This window comes from Cyclobacterium amurskyense, assembly GCF_001050135.1.
GTDB classification, from domain to species: domain Bacteria; phylum Bacteroidota; class Bacteroidia; order Cytophagales; family Cyclobacteriaceae; genus Cyclobacterium; species Cyclobacterium amurskyense.
In genome coordinates, this window is the sequence record NZ_CP012040.1 from 3,399,053 (window position 1) to 3,413,665 (window position 14,613).

A 14,613-nucleotide genomic window follows, 5' to 3' on the forward strand; every position below is an offset into this window, starting at 1 on the left:
TCATAGGAGGTGCTGATCATTCACTTAATTTTATTATCTTTATAGGAGATTAAGTAATTGTATGTCAGGCAGTAGTCTGTTAAATCCTTTAGGTATGAGACATATATTAATAGTAATTATATTTGTTTTAGGGGTGCAAACAACAAATGCTCAAACTCTTTCTGAACCTGATAGTTTGCAGGTCATAAATAAAATAAATGATTGGAATCAAGGTTGGAAAATAAAAGATGTGAAATTAGCCTGTAAATGGTATTCAAAGAATGCTGATTTCACCAATGCTTTCGGATTTAATATGATTGGACAAGAAGCAATACAACAATATCTGACTAGAGTTTTTGGATTTGACTTTGTGATGGCTGGAAATACGGTACAGACCTCACTAAAATTTAAAAAGATATCTGATAAAGCAATTCTTGTAATTACAACAGTTGAAAGAATGGGGCAGGAAACTGCTGATAATATAAGCTTAGGTACTCGAAATACAACTCATTATAGATTATTTGAAAAAACTGACCAATGGGAAATTACTGCTCATTTGATATCGGATGCTAGAAGTACAGCATCAGAAAAACACTAAAATAACGCCCTACAATTACCAAGTGTTTTTACGGATGCAAGACTTGTCAGGTTCATGAGCCTCCTGTGTTTCTTGGGAATTAGGCTTAGAATGAGAATGGTTTTTTCTTAATTTTTTGTATTCAATTTTACCCCTTAGGTTGGGTGCTTTTTTCGTGACAATAGTTTTTTAATTGAGTCTATCTAAACAACGGAGGGGTGAATCAGTTATATCCTAAGAAATGACAGGAACTGATACAGACAGAATTATCGAGATGGCATGGGAAGATAGGACGCCTTTTGAAGCCATTTATACCCAATTTGGCCTTAAGGAGGCAGAGGTGATTGCATTTATGCGAAGATCCCTACATCCCGGCTCATTTAAACGCTGGAGAAAACGGGTAAACAGCGGTGTCAGCAAAAAGCACCTTTATAAAAGGAGTGAAGCTATCAGCCGTTTTAAATCTTCCAGACAAAGAGATATCTCCAACAATAAAATTTCAAAAAGATAACTTTCCCTACGAATATAGAGGCCATCAGAGAGCGAATTGCAGCCATTGATCCTGTACGCTATTCCAATTCCCGCAATTACGCAGATGGGGCGGTGACCCGACTGAGTCCTTATATTTCCAGAGGGGTGTTAAGTACTAGGCAGGTTTATGAGCATATCCTTAGCTTAACAATGCCTATTGGAGAAGCAGAAAAACTTATCCAAGAGCTTGCCTGGAGAGATTACTGGCAGCAGGTATGGTTGGCCAAAGGAGAAGCCATTCATACAGACTTGAAGCAGGAACAATGGCCGGTTTCAAATAATCAGATACCAAAAGCCATAGTGGAGGCATCAACGGGAATTGAAGTAGTAGATGCAGGCATTAGGGAATTGTATGATACAGGTTATATGCACAACCATATGCGCATGTATGTGGCAGCCATTTGTTGTAACCTGGCGCATTCCCATTGGTTGACACCTGCCAGGTGGATGTACGCCCATCTTTTGGATGGAGATATTGCGAGCAATCAGCTCAGTTGGCAATGGGTGGCCGGTACTTTTTCCAATAAGAAATATTATGCCAATCAAGAAAATATCAATCGCTTCTTCTACAGCAGGCAGCGCGATACTTTCCTGGATGTGCCCTATGAGTATTTTGGACAGATGGAAACCCCTGAAGTTTTGAAAGAAAATAGAGCTTTGAAAGTAGCGTTTAACTTGCCACAGCCCTCAAAGCCCGTGACAATTCAAAATAAAAATACCCTGATCTACAACTATTATAACCTGGACCCTGATTGGCACAGGGAAGAAGATTTTCAGCGCATATTGCTTTTGGAACCCTCTCTTTTCGAAAAATTTCCGGTTCATCAAAAATGCATTGATTTTGCAATGGGGCTGGCGGATAATATTCCCGACATTCAATTGTTTGTGGGGGAGTTTGATGCACTTCTTACCCAAATAAGCCCGGAGAAAATCATTTATAAGGAACACCCGCTCAATGGACATTATCAAGGTATTCAGGAGCCCAGAGAATGGCTCAGTAATGTGATAGGGTATTATCCTTCCTTTTTTTCTTTTTGGAAAAAGTGTAAGAAAGAACTTCTGAAATGAAGAAAAAAGACCTTCCCGAAAAAGTTTGTTGGACTTGTAAACGCCCATTTACCTGGCGAAAAAAATGGAAAAGGGATTGGGAGCAAGTGAAGTACTGCAGTGAAAAATGCAAAAGAAATAAAGACAATGAAAGGCATTAATATTATTTTTCCCCATCAGCTTTTTGAAGCGAGTGAACTTATAAAAAATGGACAGGAGTCTTACCTGATTGAGGAATTTCTTTTCTTTCGGCAGTACAAGTTTCACAAACAGAAAATAACTTTTCACCGGGCTTCCATGAAATCGTATGAAGAAAACCTACAAGGATTAGGTCTCGAAGTCCATTATATTGACTCCGACAATGACTTGTCTGATATCAGGAATTTTCGCCGAGAAATTAAAGCAAAGGGAATTGAGTCCATCAGTCTGATAGACCCTGTCGATGATTGGTTGATGCAGCGCATTCAAAGTCTCTCCAAATACTGTGAAGTCAAGGTTTTTCCAAGTCCCCAGTTTTTAAATCACGAAGAGGAATTGGAGGATTTCTTTCGAAAGGATAAAAAATCATTTTTGCAGGCCACATTTTACAAACAGCAGCGAAAAAAACACGATATATTGCTTGATGATGAACAGAACCCTGAGGGAGGAAAATGGTCATTTGATGCGGAAAACAGGAAGAAATTTCCTAGAGGAAAAACACCTCCGTCCATTACATTTCCGCCAAAATCTAAAGCCTGGGAAGAAGCTTGTAAGTATACAAGGAAGCATTTCAATAAAAATCCGGGTGATGTTTCCAAAGACCGGATTTATCCTGTCAATCACAAGGAAGCAAAGGATTGGCTTGAGCAGTTTTTAACTTATCGATTCCATAATTTTGGCAAATACGAAGATGCCTTATTGAAAGAATCATCATTTATCAACCACAGCCTGCTTTCACCCCTGATGAATAGTGGCTTGATTTTACCCTCCGAAGTAGTAAAACGTGCCCTTTCTTTTGCAGAAGAAGAGGGGATTCCCATCAATTCCACAGAGGGATTTATTCGCCAAATAATCGGCTGGCGGGAGTTTATCCGAGGGATGTATGTTTGCAAGGGTAGGTATTCCCGTACCCGCAACTTCTGGGATTTCAAAAGAAAAATACCACAATCCTTCTATGAAGGAACCACTGGAATTCTACCCGTGGACCAAACCATCAAAAAGGTACTTCAGACCGGGTATTGCCATCACATTGAAAGGCTTATGGTATTGGGTAACTTTATGCTATTGTGTGAATTTGATCCTAATGAAGTTTATCGCTGGTTTATGGAACTGTTTATTGATGCGTATGACTGGGTGATGGTACCCAATGTATATGGCATGTGTCTCTTTGCTGATGGAGGAACTTTTGCTACCAAACCCTATATCGGAGGGTCTAATTATATCAAAAAGATGAGCAATTATCCCGGTGGCGATTGGGAAGAAATTTGGGATGGTATGTTTTGGCGCTTTGTCATGAAACAGGAGGATTTTTTCCGGAAGAATCACCGCACCAATATGCTGGTTTACTCCCTTGACAAAATGGATAAAGACAAACAACAGACCCACCTTGACAATGCCGAATCTTTTATCAAGAACAAGTTGGGAGGAGATGCTGAGTGATTATTTCTGATTGAAGGACAATAAAGCACTTTTGGGCGACATGAACCCGGTTTTGCACCGGGATTTATCAATGATTTTACTCTGATACAAAGTTAAAAAGATCATATTATTGTTTAGAATACCTACGTTGGCTTAGTTACTTTATTACACCTTCACATACGCTCCTTTTTTTGACATTCGTCAAGTTAAAGTATGCCTATTATAAACAGGAGTTAGTGAGTCTCATAGATACTAAACCATAATTTGATAATATTACGTATATTTAAATATGGAATGGAGAACGTATATTTCAGCGGATCAGAATGTGCTTCTTGGAAAGCCAACAGTTAAAGGAACAAGAATTTCTGTAGAGCACATTATTGGCTTATTAGCCCAGGGATGGACTGAGAAACAAATCCTCGAAAATCACCCACGATTAACAAAAGAGTCTTTGCAGGCAGTATTCTCCTATATTCAAGAATGCCTGAAAGACGGTCTTCTTTATTCGAACGCGTAATTTGCTAAGGTTTGAAATTTCTAGCAAATGAAAATATTCCTATTTCAAGTGTAATTTATCTCAAATCTCAGGGTTTTGACATAACGGCAATTGGTCTCGACAATCCTAGCATTTCTGATGACAAAGTTATGAATATTGCTATTGCCGAAGAGCGTACTATTATTACATACGATAGTGATTATGGGGAACTCATTTTTAAGTATGGCTATAAACCAAAAGCTGGAGTAATTTTCATTCGATATCAACCCTCTGAACCTTTGGAACCAAGTAAGATACTTGAACATCTTACATCTATACCCGGATTGTCCTTTAACCGGACTCTAACAGTAGTAGACACTAATTCAATAAGACAAAAAAAATATTAATGCCCTCTGAATATTTACTTTAAAGTTGAGGATGATAGACTTGAAGTAAAATTATTCTTATCTACTCAACTAATGTTAGAAAATAAGCATAAAAATATTCTTATAATTTTGGCTAAGGCCAAGGTTTTCTCCTATTGTCTTAGGAATGGTCTTTAACCCATTCCTATTGAAATGATTTTAGACCAATCATTTTTGGTTAAAATTTTGGAAAAAGGAATTATATCCGGCTATTCAATAGCTGCCTACTTTAGCTGGAGGCATCATATATTGAGAGCACCGGCTTTAAAACATTAATCAAAACTTTCCTAAATACTCCAGATCGATTTAAATGTCTTTAAAAACCAAAGGCAGGAGGCCTCAGACATTAACGAAAAGCCGGTTTCAAAATTGACCTTACTGAAGGCTATTGCCCTTCAAAGCCAAATCATTAATACCCTGGGTGGCGCCCCTTCGTTGGCATACCTAGGGCTACAAAGGCTGCACTCCTCTGGATTGCTGCATTGAATACTACCTGTTTGTTTGCTGCGTTTTTAAAATGTTAATTTCCGAAATGATGATTTTTTCATAATCTTAATATAGGATAATGATTATTAACTTTGGCAGGTTAACCAGTTAATTGAATATTTCGTAACTTAAATATATGGAGACTCAACTTTTAGACAGGATTACGGTTAACCCTGAAATTTGCCATGGGAAACCCACAATTGGAAATAAAAGGTATACGGTGGACTTGATTCTTGACCTTTTGTCCGCAGGATCAACTCATGCCGAAATTCTGGAAGATTATCCTAAATTGGAAGAAGAGGATATCTTGGCCTGTTTAGCCTACGCAAGCAAATTATTAAAGTATTCAAGCTATACTAAAACCTCAGTTTTAAACTGGTGTTAAATCTACAACTTTAAAGAGATTGATTAAATCCAGATGTAAAGTCCTCTATCTGGAGGTCTGACATTGTACTGCAGTTGGAATGGTTCTCTCTCAAAAATAGCATGTTTTAGCATTGCCAATTAGATCATTCTCAAAACGTAAATGAAGAACGCCTAAAAGCCCATTTTTCTAATGCATTGCCCTAAAATTAGATGGAGATTGATAGATAAATCAGTATCTTGTACTATTAGAATAAACCTAAATTCCTCCACTTATGAAATACAAGCAATCGCAGTTTGGATGGGTTGTAATTATATTGTTTACACTTTTGGTAGCTTTTCTCTGCCTGGCTTATGCCTTTCAGTGGGGAGGCAATCCACTTCCTTTTATTCCTTTCCTAGCACTGAGTTCAATTCTTGTGATTTTAGGGCTAATGCTTTACAAACTTACGGTAGAAGTTAAGGGCACTACTCTCAGACTGTTTTATGGCATTGGACTGATAAACCTTAAATTTAATATCGATGTACTGGAGGAAACGGAGATTATCAGGGTGCCGTGGTATTACGGTGTTGGAATCAGGATCACCCCAAAGGGCATGCTATACAGCATACATGGATGGAAAGCATTGCAGATAAATTTTAAAAGCAAAGGGGAAAGTAAAAGGGTGATGGTGGGAACTGCTGAGCCAGAACTGCTGAAAAAGGTATTGGAACACAATTGCAAAAAGTAATTCAAAATTAGATATAGGCTTATACAATCAGAAAATTATGGCAGGAGAAAAACAGGATTCAGTTTGGCCACAACCAAGGTTTTACTTTAGGGTAAAGTTTGAAACACTGGATAACCCGGTTTCTTTTCAGGAGGTATCAGGTTTGGATCCAGAAGCAGCGTCTTTGGAATACAGAAGAGGTGAAAGCAAGTCCTTTTCAGCCATAAAAATGCCCGGAATTTCAAAAAGTGGTAATGTAGCCCTAAAAAAAGGCCTTTTTCCAGATGAGGGTAAATTCAATAATTGGATCAATTCAATAAAAATGAATGTGGTAAGACGGGAGAATGTTATAATTGAATTGTTAGATGAATCCGGAAATCCTTCAATGACATGGTCCTTATCCAATGCCTGGGTCAGCAAAGCTACCGGATTTGACCTTAATTCGAATACAGAGGAAGTGGCCATTGAAACAATAGAACTTGGCTACGAAGGTTTAACCATAATTAATGCGTAAACTTTCTATCGAATAGCTTTTAAACCCGAAATATGCAATAGACATTCTATTACGTGCTGAAATCGCTTCAAAATACCCAATCGTTGATGTTTTCAATTTCACCATAGCGGTGCTATGCTAAAATCTCCAAACAGCCTGATTTTCTTGCGATTGCAACACTTCCCGTAAACACGGGAAATCCTATTACATAATCCGGGTTAAAAACAACACTCTGTATCGATGTGCAAGGTCTTAGGGGAAATCCTAATTGATTGGCTCTGAATTTATCAGTAATTCAGTAAGTTATGTGGTTTTTGGCTAAGTGAATTCACGGATTTTTTGTTAACTTAACAGGGATTAAAGTTTTTTCATTTTAGTACCAAACCCTTTAACCACTACATATTATGGATCCCTATATCAATAACCAAGCAGCTTCGGGAAACAAACCTAAGTTTACCGGTAAAAAATTGGTGTTGCTTCACCCTGAGGCTAGTTTTAAAAATATCAATGAGGAAGCCAATGGTGCCTCGCTTAGATTGGCGCCTTCTGGAGCTTACAAAAGCAAAGAGGAAGATTATGAAAAAGCATTTTCAGAAGGTGATGGCATTGTCTTTGAAAAATTCAATGTAGCCGTAATCAATGCGGACCATGATGAACAGGTGAACAGCCTGATGGCAGCAAAGCAATCTTTCCAATACATGGAGCCGGAGCGCTTTGTATATGCCTTGGATTCACCCCCACAAACGAATATAGGGATGTTACTCTGGAATTTCATTTGCCAAATCTTTGGTATAAAAAAACCAGGGCCTGTACCCAAAGACCCTCCTGTAGTTGTACCTCCTGTATTTGAAAATGATGCAACTGCTTATTGGGCCATTCATGCCTTGGGTGCATTGCAAAGTAGCAAAACGGGTAGGGGAGTGAATTTGGCCATTTTGGATACCGGCATGACCCTTGACCATCCTGATTTCCTAAACAGGGAGGTATTCTCCAAATCCTTTATTTCAGGTGAGACAGTAGACGATTTTAACGGACATGGCACGCATTGCGCTGGTATAGCCACCGGAGGGATAAATGCCAGCACCGGCATACGCTATGGAACAGCCAGTGAGGCCACCCTTTATGCTGGAAAAGTTTTGTCCAATAAAGGTGTGGGTAGCGATAGTGGAATATTAGCAGGTATGGAGTGGGCAGTGAACAACGAATGCAAAGTAATATCTATGTCGCTAGGGGCCTCTGTTGGTGAGAATGCACGGTATTCAAACATTTACAATGATCTGGCCAAAAGATCCATGGATATGGGTACCCTTATCATTGCCGCAGCAGGAAATGACAGTCAACGAAGCCATGACTCCATAAAACCCGTCAATCATCCTGGGAATTGTCCCAATATCATGGCGGTGGGAGCTTTAGACAAGAACTCTGCCATAGCCAATTTTTCATGTGGAGGCCTTAATCCTGATGGAGGAAGCGTGGACATAGCCGGTCCTGGGGTGGAGATTTACAGTTCATGGAAGAAGCCTCAGGAATATGCTATCATTAGCGGCACAAGCATGGCAACGCCTTATGTGGCCGGTGTAGCAGCCTTATTGTGTGAAGCTTATCCGGATGCCAGTCCTATAGAAATTTGGGATAAGCTTACTACCAGCGCGCGAAACGTTGGTTTACCCGCTAGAGATGCAGGAACAGGATTGGTACAAGCACCGCAATAAATTGAGAAACCATGAAAAGAAACTTTATTGCTTCGGTTGAAGAGAATGCAACTGGAAAGATAGACCAGATTGCAGGGGAATTGAGACGAAAAGGCTGTACCATCAAGCAGGTTTTAAAGCTTTCCGGAATCATTACAGGCTGTAGTTCCGGAAATGAAAGCAAGTTGGAAGACCTGAAAATATCGGGCATTAAATACATAGAGGAAGACAGGCAAGTGGGGGCCTTGGGAGAAGATTAATTTCTGAGGTAAACCCTATCTCACATTATACCATCTAACGCTTAATAGCCTTAGCGTAATCATGGTAAAATTGAGTCATTGCACGAATTTATCATGCTCGAAAGGGTGAAAAATTAAAACCACGGGTTTAGCCCGTGGTTTTGTAAATGGGTATTAACTGATTTTGGTGTCATCGCATCCGCTCCATGTTTTTGAATATAGGTTTAACCCGAAATATGCAATAGACATTCTATTACGTGCTGAAATCGCTTTAAAATCAGCCACTTCGTTGCTGTTTTCAATTTCACCATAGCGGTGCTATGCTAAAATCTCCAAACAGTCTGATTTTTTTTGCGATTGCAACACTTCCCGTAAACACGGGACAGGCTATTACGAATCCTATTACATAATCCGGGTTTAAACCTGTTTCCATGATTGATCAGGCTATTATTGGTGCCAATTTTTAGCGATTTTTAACTTCTACGATATTTCCTGGCAAATTAAACCCTTCTTGTTCCAAACCTGTCAGCACTTTAAGAATGGCATTGGAATGTATTTTGGCATCCGTTTGGTCATAATTATAGGTATTTACCCAATAGGTGACTTTTACATTCAGGGTAGAAGAGGCCATCTCCTTTACCAATACGGTAGGTTTTTTGTCTCCATCCAGGACTCCTGGTATAGATTGAATAAGTTCGGAAATCAATTTCATTGCAGCGGCATAGTTGGATCCATAATCCAGCCCCACAGTGAAACTGTAACTCAGGTAGCCATCAATGGTATAATTGATCATAGGGTTTTTTATGATGGAGGCATTGGGGATAAAGACATCTTTGCCATCTACGGTTTTGACCTGGGTGTCCCGAAGGTTAAGGGCCAGCACTTTTCCGTTAATACCGTTGATTTCCACCATGTCGCCAATCTTAAAAGGTCTCTTAAAGGCTAGTAGAATCCCTGCGAGGAAATTTTCACCTATGTCCTTTAGCGCAAAACCTATAATAAAGGCAGTAATACCTGCACCTGCAAGAAGACTGTTGACCACACCCGTAAGTCCTAGAAAACGAAGCAAAATGGCCAGTCCAAAAATCATGACAAGGCTTCTAATGGCCGCACTGATGAAATCGGTAAGTAAGCGGTCATCGGTTTTCCTATTTAGCCTATTGCTGACTAAATTTCTTATCCATCGGGATAAATAAATAAAAAAAACAAAGATTAAGGTGCCGATTACCAATGAAACAGCCAATTGTTCCGCACTTTCAAGATCTCCCATAAGGATTCCTTTTAATTTTTGAAAAGCTTCCTGCAAAATTTAAATATTTTGGTTGAAAGTAAATTACCTAAAAATGATGCCAAATGGTAGTACTTCTTCCTTTTTAGTACATATAATTTATCAACCAAAAATAATGGTCTCAATTCAATGCAATTGAGACCATTTCTTAAATGGGGAGTTACTTTTAATGCAGCATTAATTTACTCTTATAATGGTCCGCTTATATCTTGTAAGCGAAGGAGAACCATTGTCTGTTACTTCTAAAATGATATGGACCGTTCCTAGTCTTTCAGGTTTTGGGATAGTAAGTTGGGCATTCACTTTATCCGCATTTTTAATTTCAATTGGTTTTGGTGCTTTGCCTCCGGACTGGGTAAAACTCCCCGGTTCTCTGTAATGGTACCATTTATAAGTCAAGTTATCTCCATCCGGATCCTTGCTTCCTTCAGCGCTCAATTCAATAGTGTCTCCAACTTTTGCATTGATATAATCGGCTGATTTTAAGTTGACAATCGGAGGATGGTTGGCTTCGGCATAAGGCTTGATTGTCCAGTCCATTCTGGCCACAAAATCATTCTGAAAAGCTTCTCTCCAACGATAAATGGTTGCCTTATTACTGGTATGGTAACTCCCATCCATGCCCAATACCTCATCCTGAGCATCTGTCCAAAGAGCATGGGTTTCCGGTTCAGAAAACCATTTTTCCATCCTAGGTTGATAGAACTCATATCGCCCTCCCCAATTGCCGAAATCAGGTCGTTCAGGATTTTCCATCCCTGTATGAATCAAATGCATAAAACTTGGGGAATCCCCTTCCATCAGATAATCCATATGTGGGTATTCCGCACCCAGTGGTCCCTTGCTTCGAATGTGTTCATCAAGCCATGGATTGTCCACGATTTCAAAGTTTCCTCCTGAAAAACGTCCGTGAAACTTGTCCCCGCTGATGCCTGTCCAGGTCGCATGGTGATAGGCCCCAAGTGGATGTATTCCCGGGCTGGCGATATAAAATAAATTGGGAAAAGTTTTTCTTATCCAAGGACCACTGTCATCCTGGTCAGAAATGGTATATACCCTTAGTTTCGCTACAAATTTATCCACTTCCGAAGGAGAACGGGTTTGGTTAATTTTCCAGAGGGCTTGAGCAAGACAGTTGGGACCTCCCCAAACCAATACCCAAACAGGTCTGGAATCATCTGCATCCACGGATTGGATTATTAATTCTGAACCTTCAGAATCCATGCCTTCCCCAACTGCCTCCATGCCAAATTTTGGAATACCTTCCTTGAGTATAGACAAAAAATAGTCCGCGGTTGGGAAGCCTTTTTCATGTTTTTCTAAATTTTCCCTGACCTTATCGTAAGCAGTTAGAATTTCACGAATTCGCCAAGCAGCAATTTGATCGCGCTGGTGCCGGGAAGTAGTGGCAATAAGGCCTTCCACATCCCATTGATTGGAATAGGTAAGGAACCGAATGAGTGACATGGCATCATCTGGTTCGTTTTCTATGTCAGTGAGTACGATGATTCGCTCTTTCTCCATTGTGTTTTGTGCATTTAGATCAATGCTTCCTAAAAGGATTAGGCCAAGGAGGAAAAATTTGAATGAATAATTTTTCATGAGATGAGCCGTTTTGGTTGGTAATAATTTATACATGATTAATAGGTTTAAAACAATTTGAAAGCTCCTGAAAAGGAGGCAGTATTTACTCTTTTGCTTTTAAGACCAGAATGGCATCTTCCCATGCCGATGGAGGAGTTATTTTACGTAGCTCACCAGGTTTGAACGCTTCTGCTTTGGCTTCCCGGCCTTCATTTGGATCAAACCATTTGGCTTCTGCTGATTTTGAAAGTATATTTTTAACAGTGGCCTGGGATATATTGGAAAAATACACCAATAGCATTTCACCATTGTCCAGTTTTACAGCTGTTTTCAGGCTTTCTCCTTCACTTTCTGAGCCCCGCAAAATACTTTGATCGGGTATCCATTCTGCCCATTGATGGTCGATAAGAAATTTTTTGGCAAGTTGGGCAAACTGCACAGCACCAGGAAAATCCAGGGCTTGTTGCCAGGTGTACCCACAGCTGTAACTTCCTCTATTGCCTCGCATGGGCCAAATCGGACCTGCGCCATAAGTGTGTCCGGCCCCTCCTGCAAAAAAGGTATGGTAGACCTGGCGCCGTAAACGAACAGGAGTAATCCATCCGCAGTCATGCCCGTAGGCGCCAAACTCATAGGATCCCTCTAAGAATAAACTCGGTTTTTTGGGATTATCCAAATTGTATTCCCTCAACATGCTTGAATACACTTTTTCAACTTCCTTCCATACTTCCACCCCATTTGCGGTCAGCCAGGCATCCTCGTGAAACCAATTTGAGGAATTTATAGTGGCATCCCCATCCGGGTGATAGGTGATAAAAACTTTTTTCCAGGCAGGATTTGGTTCATTCCATTTTGGCGATTGTCCAGTAACGCCATAAACAATCCCTTCAGCCATGGCCCTGAAAATGGACCGTGAATCAAAGGTTTTCTCACCTTCCTTGTACAAGCCTTTTGCATCTCCACCCAATACCCAAAGAATATGGGGTTCATTTTGGTACCTCTTGCCAAGAAATGAACCGTAGTCTTTGGCTTCCTGTATAGTAAATTCGGTATGCGCCCCACCAAATTGACTTGAAATATATGCCCTGCCCCAATTCGGAAGTAGAGCCAGGTACATATTCCGTTTCTTTACAGCCTGAATAATGTAATCCGCATGGTCCCAATAATCATTGGGCGCCTCAGTACTTCCTCCCGCTACGATTAATGGTTCGGATGTATTTGGCGCATCCTCACCCCCGGTAAATGGCCTGTGACCATAGGCATTGGCAGCATTGTGTGGACCACTATCGATTCCTCCTCCATGGGGATACCAAAAGGCTACGGTCTGTATGACATTGAAGCCGGTTTTCTGTCTATGGTCAAGGTACATGTCTACTTCCTCTCTGGTAAGTTGCTGAAACAAGCCCCAGCCCGTATCGGCAATCCATAGAAAGGGAGTGCCATCTTCATGGGCGATATAGTGTCCATTTGATGCTACCTCAAGTGGTCCATGTGATTCCCATGGGGCCTGCGCAAAAACATTGACTGAAATCAACAGTAAAAAGAGGGCATAGCCTAAATGTTTGATCGGGATCATTACTTTTGGGTTTAAGTGGAATAAATGACAAAGTATTGAAAAGACCGACCCTTTAGCAATAGCTAATTTTAGGCACGGTCTAAAGAGTATCATTTTACAGTGATGATTATCCTTCGGTACCTAGTTAATTTTGGTGTTCCGTTATCACTTACTTCACAGACAATATGGATGGTTTGCCCTTTGGAAGCATTTTCAGGAATGGTAAAAGTAGTCTTCTCACTTTCAGAATTTCTAATAGCAATACTTTCAGGATAAGTGCTTGCCTCTTGATGTTTCCACCACTTAAAGTTCAATTGATCTTTATCGGGATCCGTTGATAGGGAAGCATCAAGCTTGACTTTTGCCCCTGCTTTCAGACTAAGATCGTCCTTATGTTTAAGTATTACCTCAGGTTCATGGTTGGCTTCTTCATAAGATTTCACAGCCCAGTCTGCCCTAGCTGCAAAATCATTTTGCATGGCATCTGACCAACGCCACATGGGTTTGAAATATTCATGCCGCTGTGCAGGTGTAGCTTTGCTTCCTTCACGCAAACTTTGTCTGCCCCAGCCATTGCTGCCATACCACCTGCCTTCAGGGTATTGATAACCTGATACAGGTACAGGATCAAGCCAGGTGTTCTCACGTACTTTGACAAACCTTCCTCCCCAGCCACCATATCCAGGCGATTCCAAGCTTCGCAGTCCGGTGGGTATGGTATGTAAAAAGGCAGGAGAGTCGCCCTCAGAACGGAAATCACCATTTTCCATAGCCGGATAAAGCGCTGCCAATGCGCCGTGGTTTTCAAGAATATTGGCTTTCATCCATGGTCCTTCAAAATAGGGCAGCATTTCTTTGGGCTGAACCTTGGCCCATCGGTAAGCTATGGCTTCAAACTGATCAGAGATGATGGTTGGAATATTGTATTTACCCCAATGCGGTCGAATGTATTCCTGAAAAGTAATATCTTGTTCCCATATCAGGTAAAGGCGAATTTTATTGGCTACATATTTCATTTTTTCAGGGTGATTCTCCTCGATGGTTTTCAAGGCCCTGGCAATTGTATTTGTTCCTCCCCAGGCCTGAATCCAAATAGGTCGGTCATCTGTTTCGTCCAATAAAACCTTGACAATATGGCTTGAACCTGCTGTAACTTCGGTCATCTCACCTTCAGTTTTTACATTTCCCAATAGCGTGCGTTCGCGTAGAAAAGCTGCTGTGGGGAATTCAGGATCATGTTTTACAAGATTTGGGTAATCCTTTTCATAGGCATCCAGATAAGGTTCAATCCAATCGTCTCCGGGCCATTTATGACCATGCCAATGGTATTGAGAGCTGGAGGTGATGATTCCTTCCACATCCCATTCGTTGACGTAATAAAGAAAGCGAACAATAGAGCACTGATCGTCTATTTCTCCATCGCTGGTGACGATGACCCTTGTCTTTTCCACTGCCTTATTTTGAGCGATTAGGTTGCTGAAGCCTAATGCCAGCAAAGCCGTAATTGCCAGTTGTATTTTGAGTTTGTTTTTCATGGTATGTTTTCTTTGTGG

16 protein-coding genes are annotated in these 14,613 nt (G+C 40.5%); 12 read left to right on the top strand and 4 right to left on the bottom strand.

Annotation, left to right across the window (positions count from 1 at the left end; genetic code table 11):
• The first annotated feature begins 94 nt into the window (after positions 1–94).
• The 12 genes from CA2015_RS14095 (at position 95) to CA2015_RS14145 (ending at position 8,654) form a co-directional block, all read left to right on the top strand.
• Positions 95–577 (top strand): Cif family virulence factor, encoded by a 483-nt coding sequence (locus CA2015_RS14095; protein WP_157470476.1) that lies wholly within the window; start codon positions 95–97, stop codon positions 575–577.
• A 220-nt stretch (positions 578–797) separates the two neighbouring features.
• On the top strand, positions 798–1,067 hold the full coding sequence (locus tag CA2015_RS14100; RefSeq protein WP_048642478.1) for a TIGR03643 family protein: 270 nt from the start codon (positions 798–800) through the stop codon (positions 1,065–1,067).
• Between the two features lie 170 nt (positions 1,068–1,237).
• Positions 1,238–2,155, top strand: coding sequence for an FAD-binding domain-containing protein (locus CA2015_RS14105; RefSeq protein WP_240477807.1), 918 nt, complete (start codon positions 1,238–1,240; stop codon positions 2,153–2,155).
• Positions 2,152–2,295, top strand: coding sequence for a DUF2256 domain-containing protein (locus CA2015_RS24615; RefSeq protein WP_084011786.1), 144 nt, complete (start codon positions 2,152–2,154; stop codon positions 2,293–2,295). The genes CA2015_RS14105 and CA2015_RS24615 overlap by 4 nt, the downstream gene beginning before the upstream one ends.
• Positions 2,282–3,772, top strand: a complete 1,491-nt coding sequence (locus tag CA2015_RS14110; protein WP_048644531.1) for a cryptochrome/photolyase family protein — start codon at positions 2,282–2,284, stop codon at positions 3,770–3,772. Before CA2015_RS24615 ends, CA2015_RS14110 begins: the two co-directional genes overlap by 14 nt.
• A gap of 268 nt (positions 3,773–4,040) precedes the next feature.
• Positions 4,041–4,268 (top strand): DUF433 domain-containing protein, encoded by a 228-nt coding sequence (locus CA2015_RS14115; protein WP_048642480.1) that lies wholly within the window; start codon positions 4,041–4,043, stop codon positions 4,266–4,268.
• Between the two features lie 11 nt (positions 4,269–4,279).
• Complete coding sequence (locus CA2015_RS14120) at positions 4,280–4,633, top strand: DUF5615 family PIN-like protein (RefSeq protein ID WP_048642481.1); 354 nt, start codon at positions 4,280–4,282, stop codon at positions 4,631–4,633.
• A 640-nt stretch (positions 4,634–5,273) separates the two neighbouring features.
• Positions 5,274–5,522, top strand: coding sequence for a DUF433 domain-containing protein (locus CA2015_RS14125; RefSeq protein ID WP_048642482.1), 249 nt, complete (start codon positions 5,274–5,276; stop codon positions 5,520–5,522).
• A 253-nt stretch (positions 5,523–5,775) separates the two neighbouring features.
• Positions 5,776–6,231, top strand: a complete 456-nt coding sequence (locus CA2015_RS14130) for a hypothetical protein (protein ID WP_048642483.1) — start codon at positions 5,776–5,778, stop codon at positions 6,229–6,231.
• A gap of 37 nt (positions 6,232–6,268) precedes the next feature.
• Positions 6,269–6,724: a phage tail protein gene (locus CA2015_RS14135; RefSeq protein WP_048642484.1), complete on the top strand. Its 456-nt coding sequence runs from the start codon at positions 6,269–6,271 to the stop codon at positions 6,722–6,724.
• A gap of 383 nt (positions 6,725–7,107) precedes the next feature.
• Positions 7,108–8,415, top strand: coding sequence for a S8 family serine peptidase (locus CA2015_RS14140; protein ID WP_048642485.1), 1,308 nt, complete (start codon positions 7,108–7,110; stop codon positions 8,413–8,415).
• Positions 8,416–8,426: 11 nt separating this feature from the next.
• Complete coding sequence (locus CA2015_RS14145; protein ID WP_048642486.1) at positions 8,427–8,654, top strand: hypothetical protein; 228 nt, start codon at positions 8,427–8,429, stop codon at positions 8,652–8,654.
• Between the two features lie 442 nt (positions 8,655–9,096).
• Here CA2015_RS14145 and CA2015_RS14150 read toward each other — a convergent pair whose 3' ends face one another.
• The 4 genes from CA2015_RS14150 to CA2015_RS14165 form a co-directional block, all read right to left on the bottom strand.
• Complete coding sequence (locus CA2015_RS14150; RefSeq protein ID WP_240477808.1) at positions 9,097–9,903, bottom strand: mechanosensitive ion channel family protein; 807 nt, start codon at positions 9,901–9,903, stop codon at positions 9,097–9,099.
• Positions 9,904–10,098: 195 nt separating this feature from the next.
• Positions 10,099–11,523 carry a DUF1593 domain-containing protein gene (locus CA2015_RS14155; RefSeq protein ID WP_048644532.1) on the bottom strand — a complete coding sequence of 475 codons (1,425 nt, stop codon included), beginning with the start codon at positions 11,521–11,523 and terminating at the stop codon, positions 10,099–10,101.
• Between the two features lie 85 nt (positions 11,524–11,608).
• The gene (locus CA2015_RS14160; protein ID WP_048642488.1) at positions 11,609–13,081 is read right to left on the bottom strand and encodes an apiosidase-like domain-containing protein; all 1,473 of its coding nucleotides are present in this window, start codon (positions 13,079–13,081) and stop codon (positions 11,609–11,611) included.
• 89 nt (positions 13,082–13,170) lie between these two features.
• Entirely contained in the window at positions 13,171–14,595 is a 1,425-nt protein-coding gene (locus CA2015_RS14165) for a DUF1593 domain-containing protein (RefSeq protein WP_048642489.1), read from the bottom strand.
• Positions 14,596–14,613: the final 18 nt, after the last annotated feature.

Coding starts and splice junctions, on each gene's coding strand:
- CA2015_RS14095 (WP_157470476.1), top strand. CDS start 95: ATGAGACATATATTAATAGTAATTATATTTGTTTTAGGGGTGCAAACA.
- CA2015_RS14100 (WP_048642478.1), top strand. CDS start 798: ATGACAGGAACTGATACAGACAGAATTATCGAGATGGCATGGGAAGAT.
- CA2015_RS14105 (WP_240477807.1), top strand. CDS start 1,238: ATGCCTATTGGAGAAGCAGAAAAACTTATCCAAGAGCTTGCCTGGAGA.
- CA2015_RS24615 (WP_084011786.1), top strand. CDS start 2,152: ATGAAGAAAAAAGACCTTCCCGAAAAAGTTTGTTGGACTTGTAAACGC.
- CA2015_RS14110 (WP_048644531.1), top strand. CDS start 2,282: ATGAAAGGCATTAATATTATTTTTCCCCATCAGCTTTTTGAAGCGAGT.
- CA2015_RS14115 (WP_048642480.1), top strand. CDS start 4,041: ATGGAATGGAGAACGTATATTTCAGCGGATCAGAATGTGCTTCTTGGA.
- CA2015_RS14125 (WP_048642482.1), top strand. CDS start 5,274: ATGGAGACTCAACTTTTAGACAGGATTACGGTTAACCCTGAAATTTGC.
- CA2015_RS14130 (WP_048642483.1), top strand. CDS start 5,776: ATGAAATACAAGCAATCGCAGTTTGGATGGGTTGTAATTATATTGTTT.
- CA2015_RS14135 (WP_048642484.1), top strand. CDS start 6,269: ATGGCAGGAGAAAAACAGGATTCAGTTTGGCCACAACCAAGGTTTTAC.
- CA2015_RS14140 (WP_048642485.1), top strand. CDS start 7,108: ATGGATCCCTATATCAATAACCAAGCAGCTTCGGGAAACAAACCTAAG.
- CA2015_RS14145 (WP_048642486.1), top strand. CDS start 8,427: ATGAAAAGAAACTTTATTGCTTCGGTTGAAGAGAATGCAACTGGAAAG.
- CA2015_RS14150 (WP_240477808.1), bottom strand. CDS start 9,903: ATGGGAGATCTTGAAAGTGCGGAACAATTGGCTGTTTCATTGGTAATC.
- CA2015_RS14155 (WP_048644532.1), bottom strand. CDS start 11,523: ATGAAAAATTATTCATTCAAATTTTTCCTCCTTGGCCTAATCCTTTTA.
- CA2015_RS14160 (WP_048642488.1), bottom strand. CDS start 13,081: ATGATCCCGATCAAACATTTAGGCTATGCCCTCTTTTTACTGTTGATT.
- CA2015_RS14165 (WP_048642489.1), bottom strand. CDS start 14,595: ATGAAAAACAAACTCAAAATACAACTGGCAATTACGGCTTTGCTGGCA.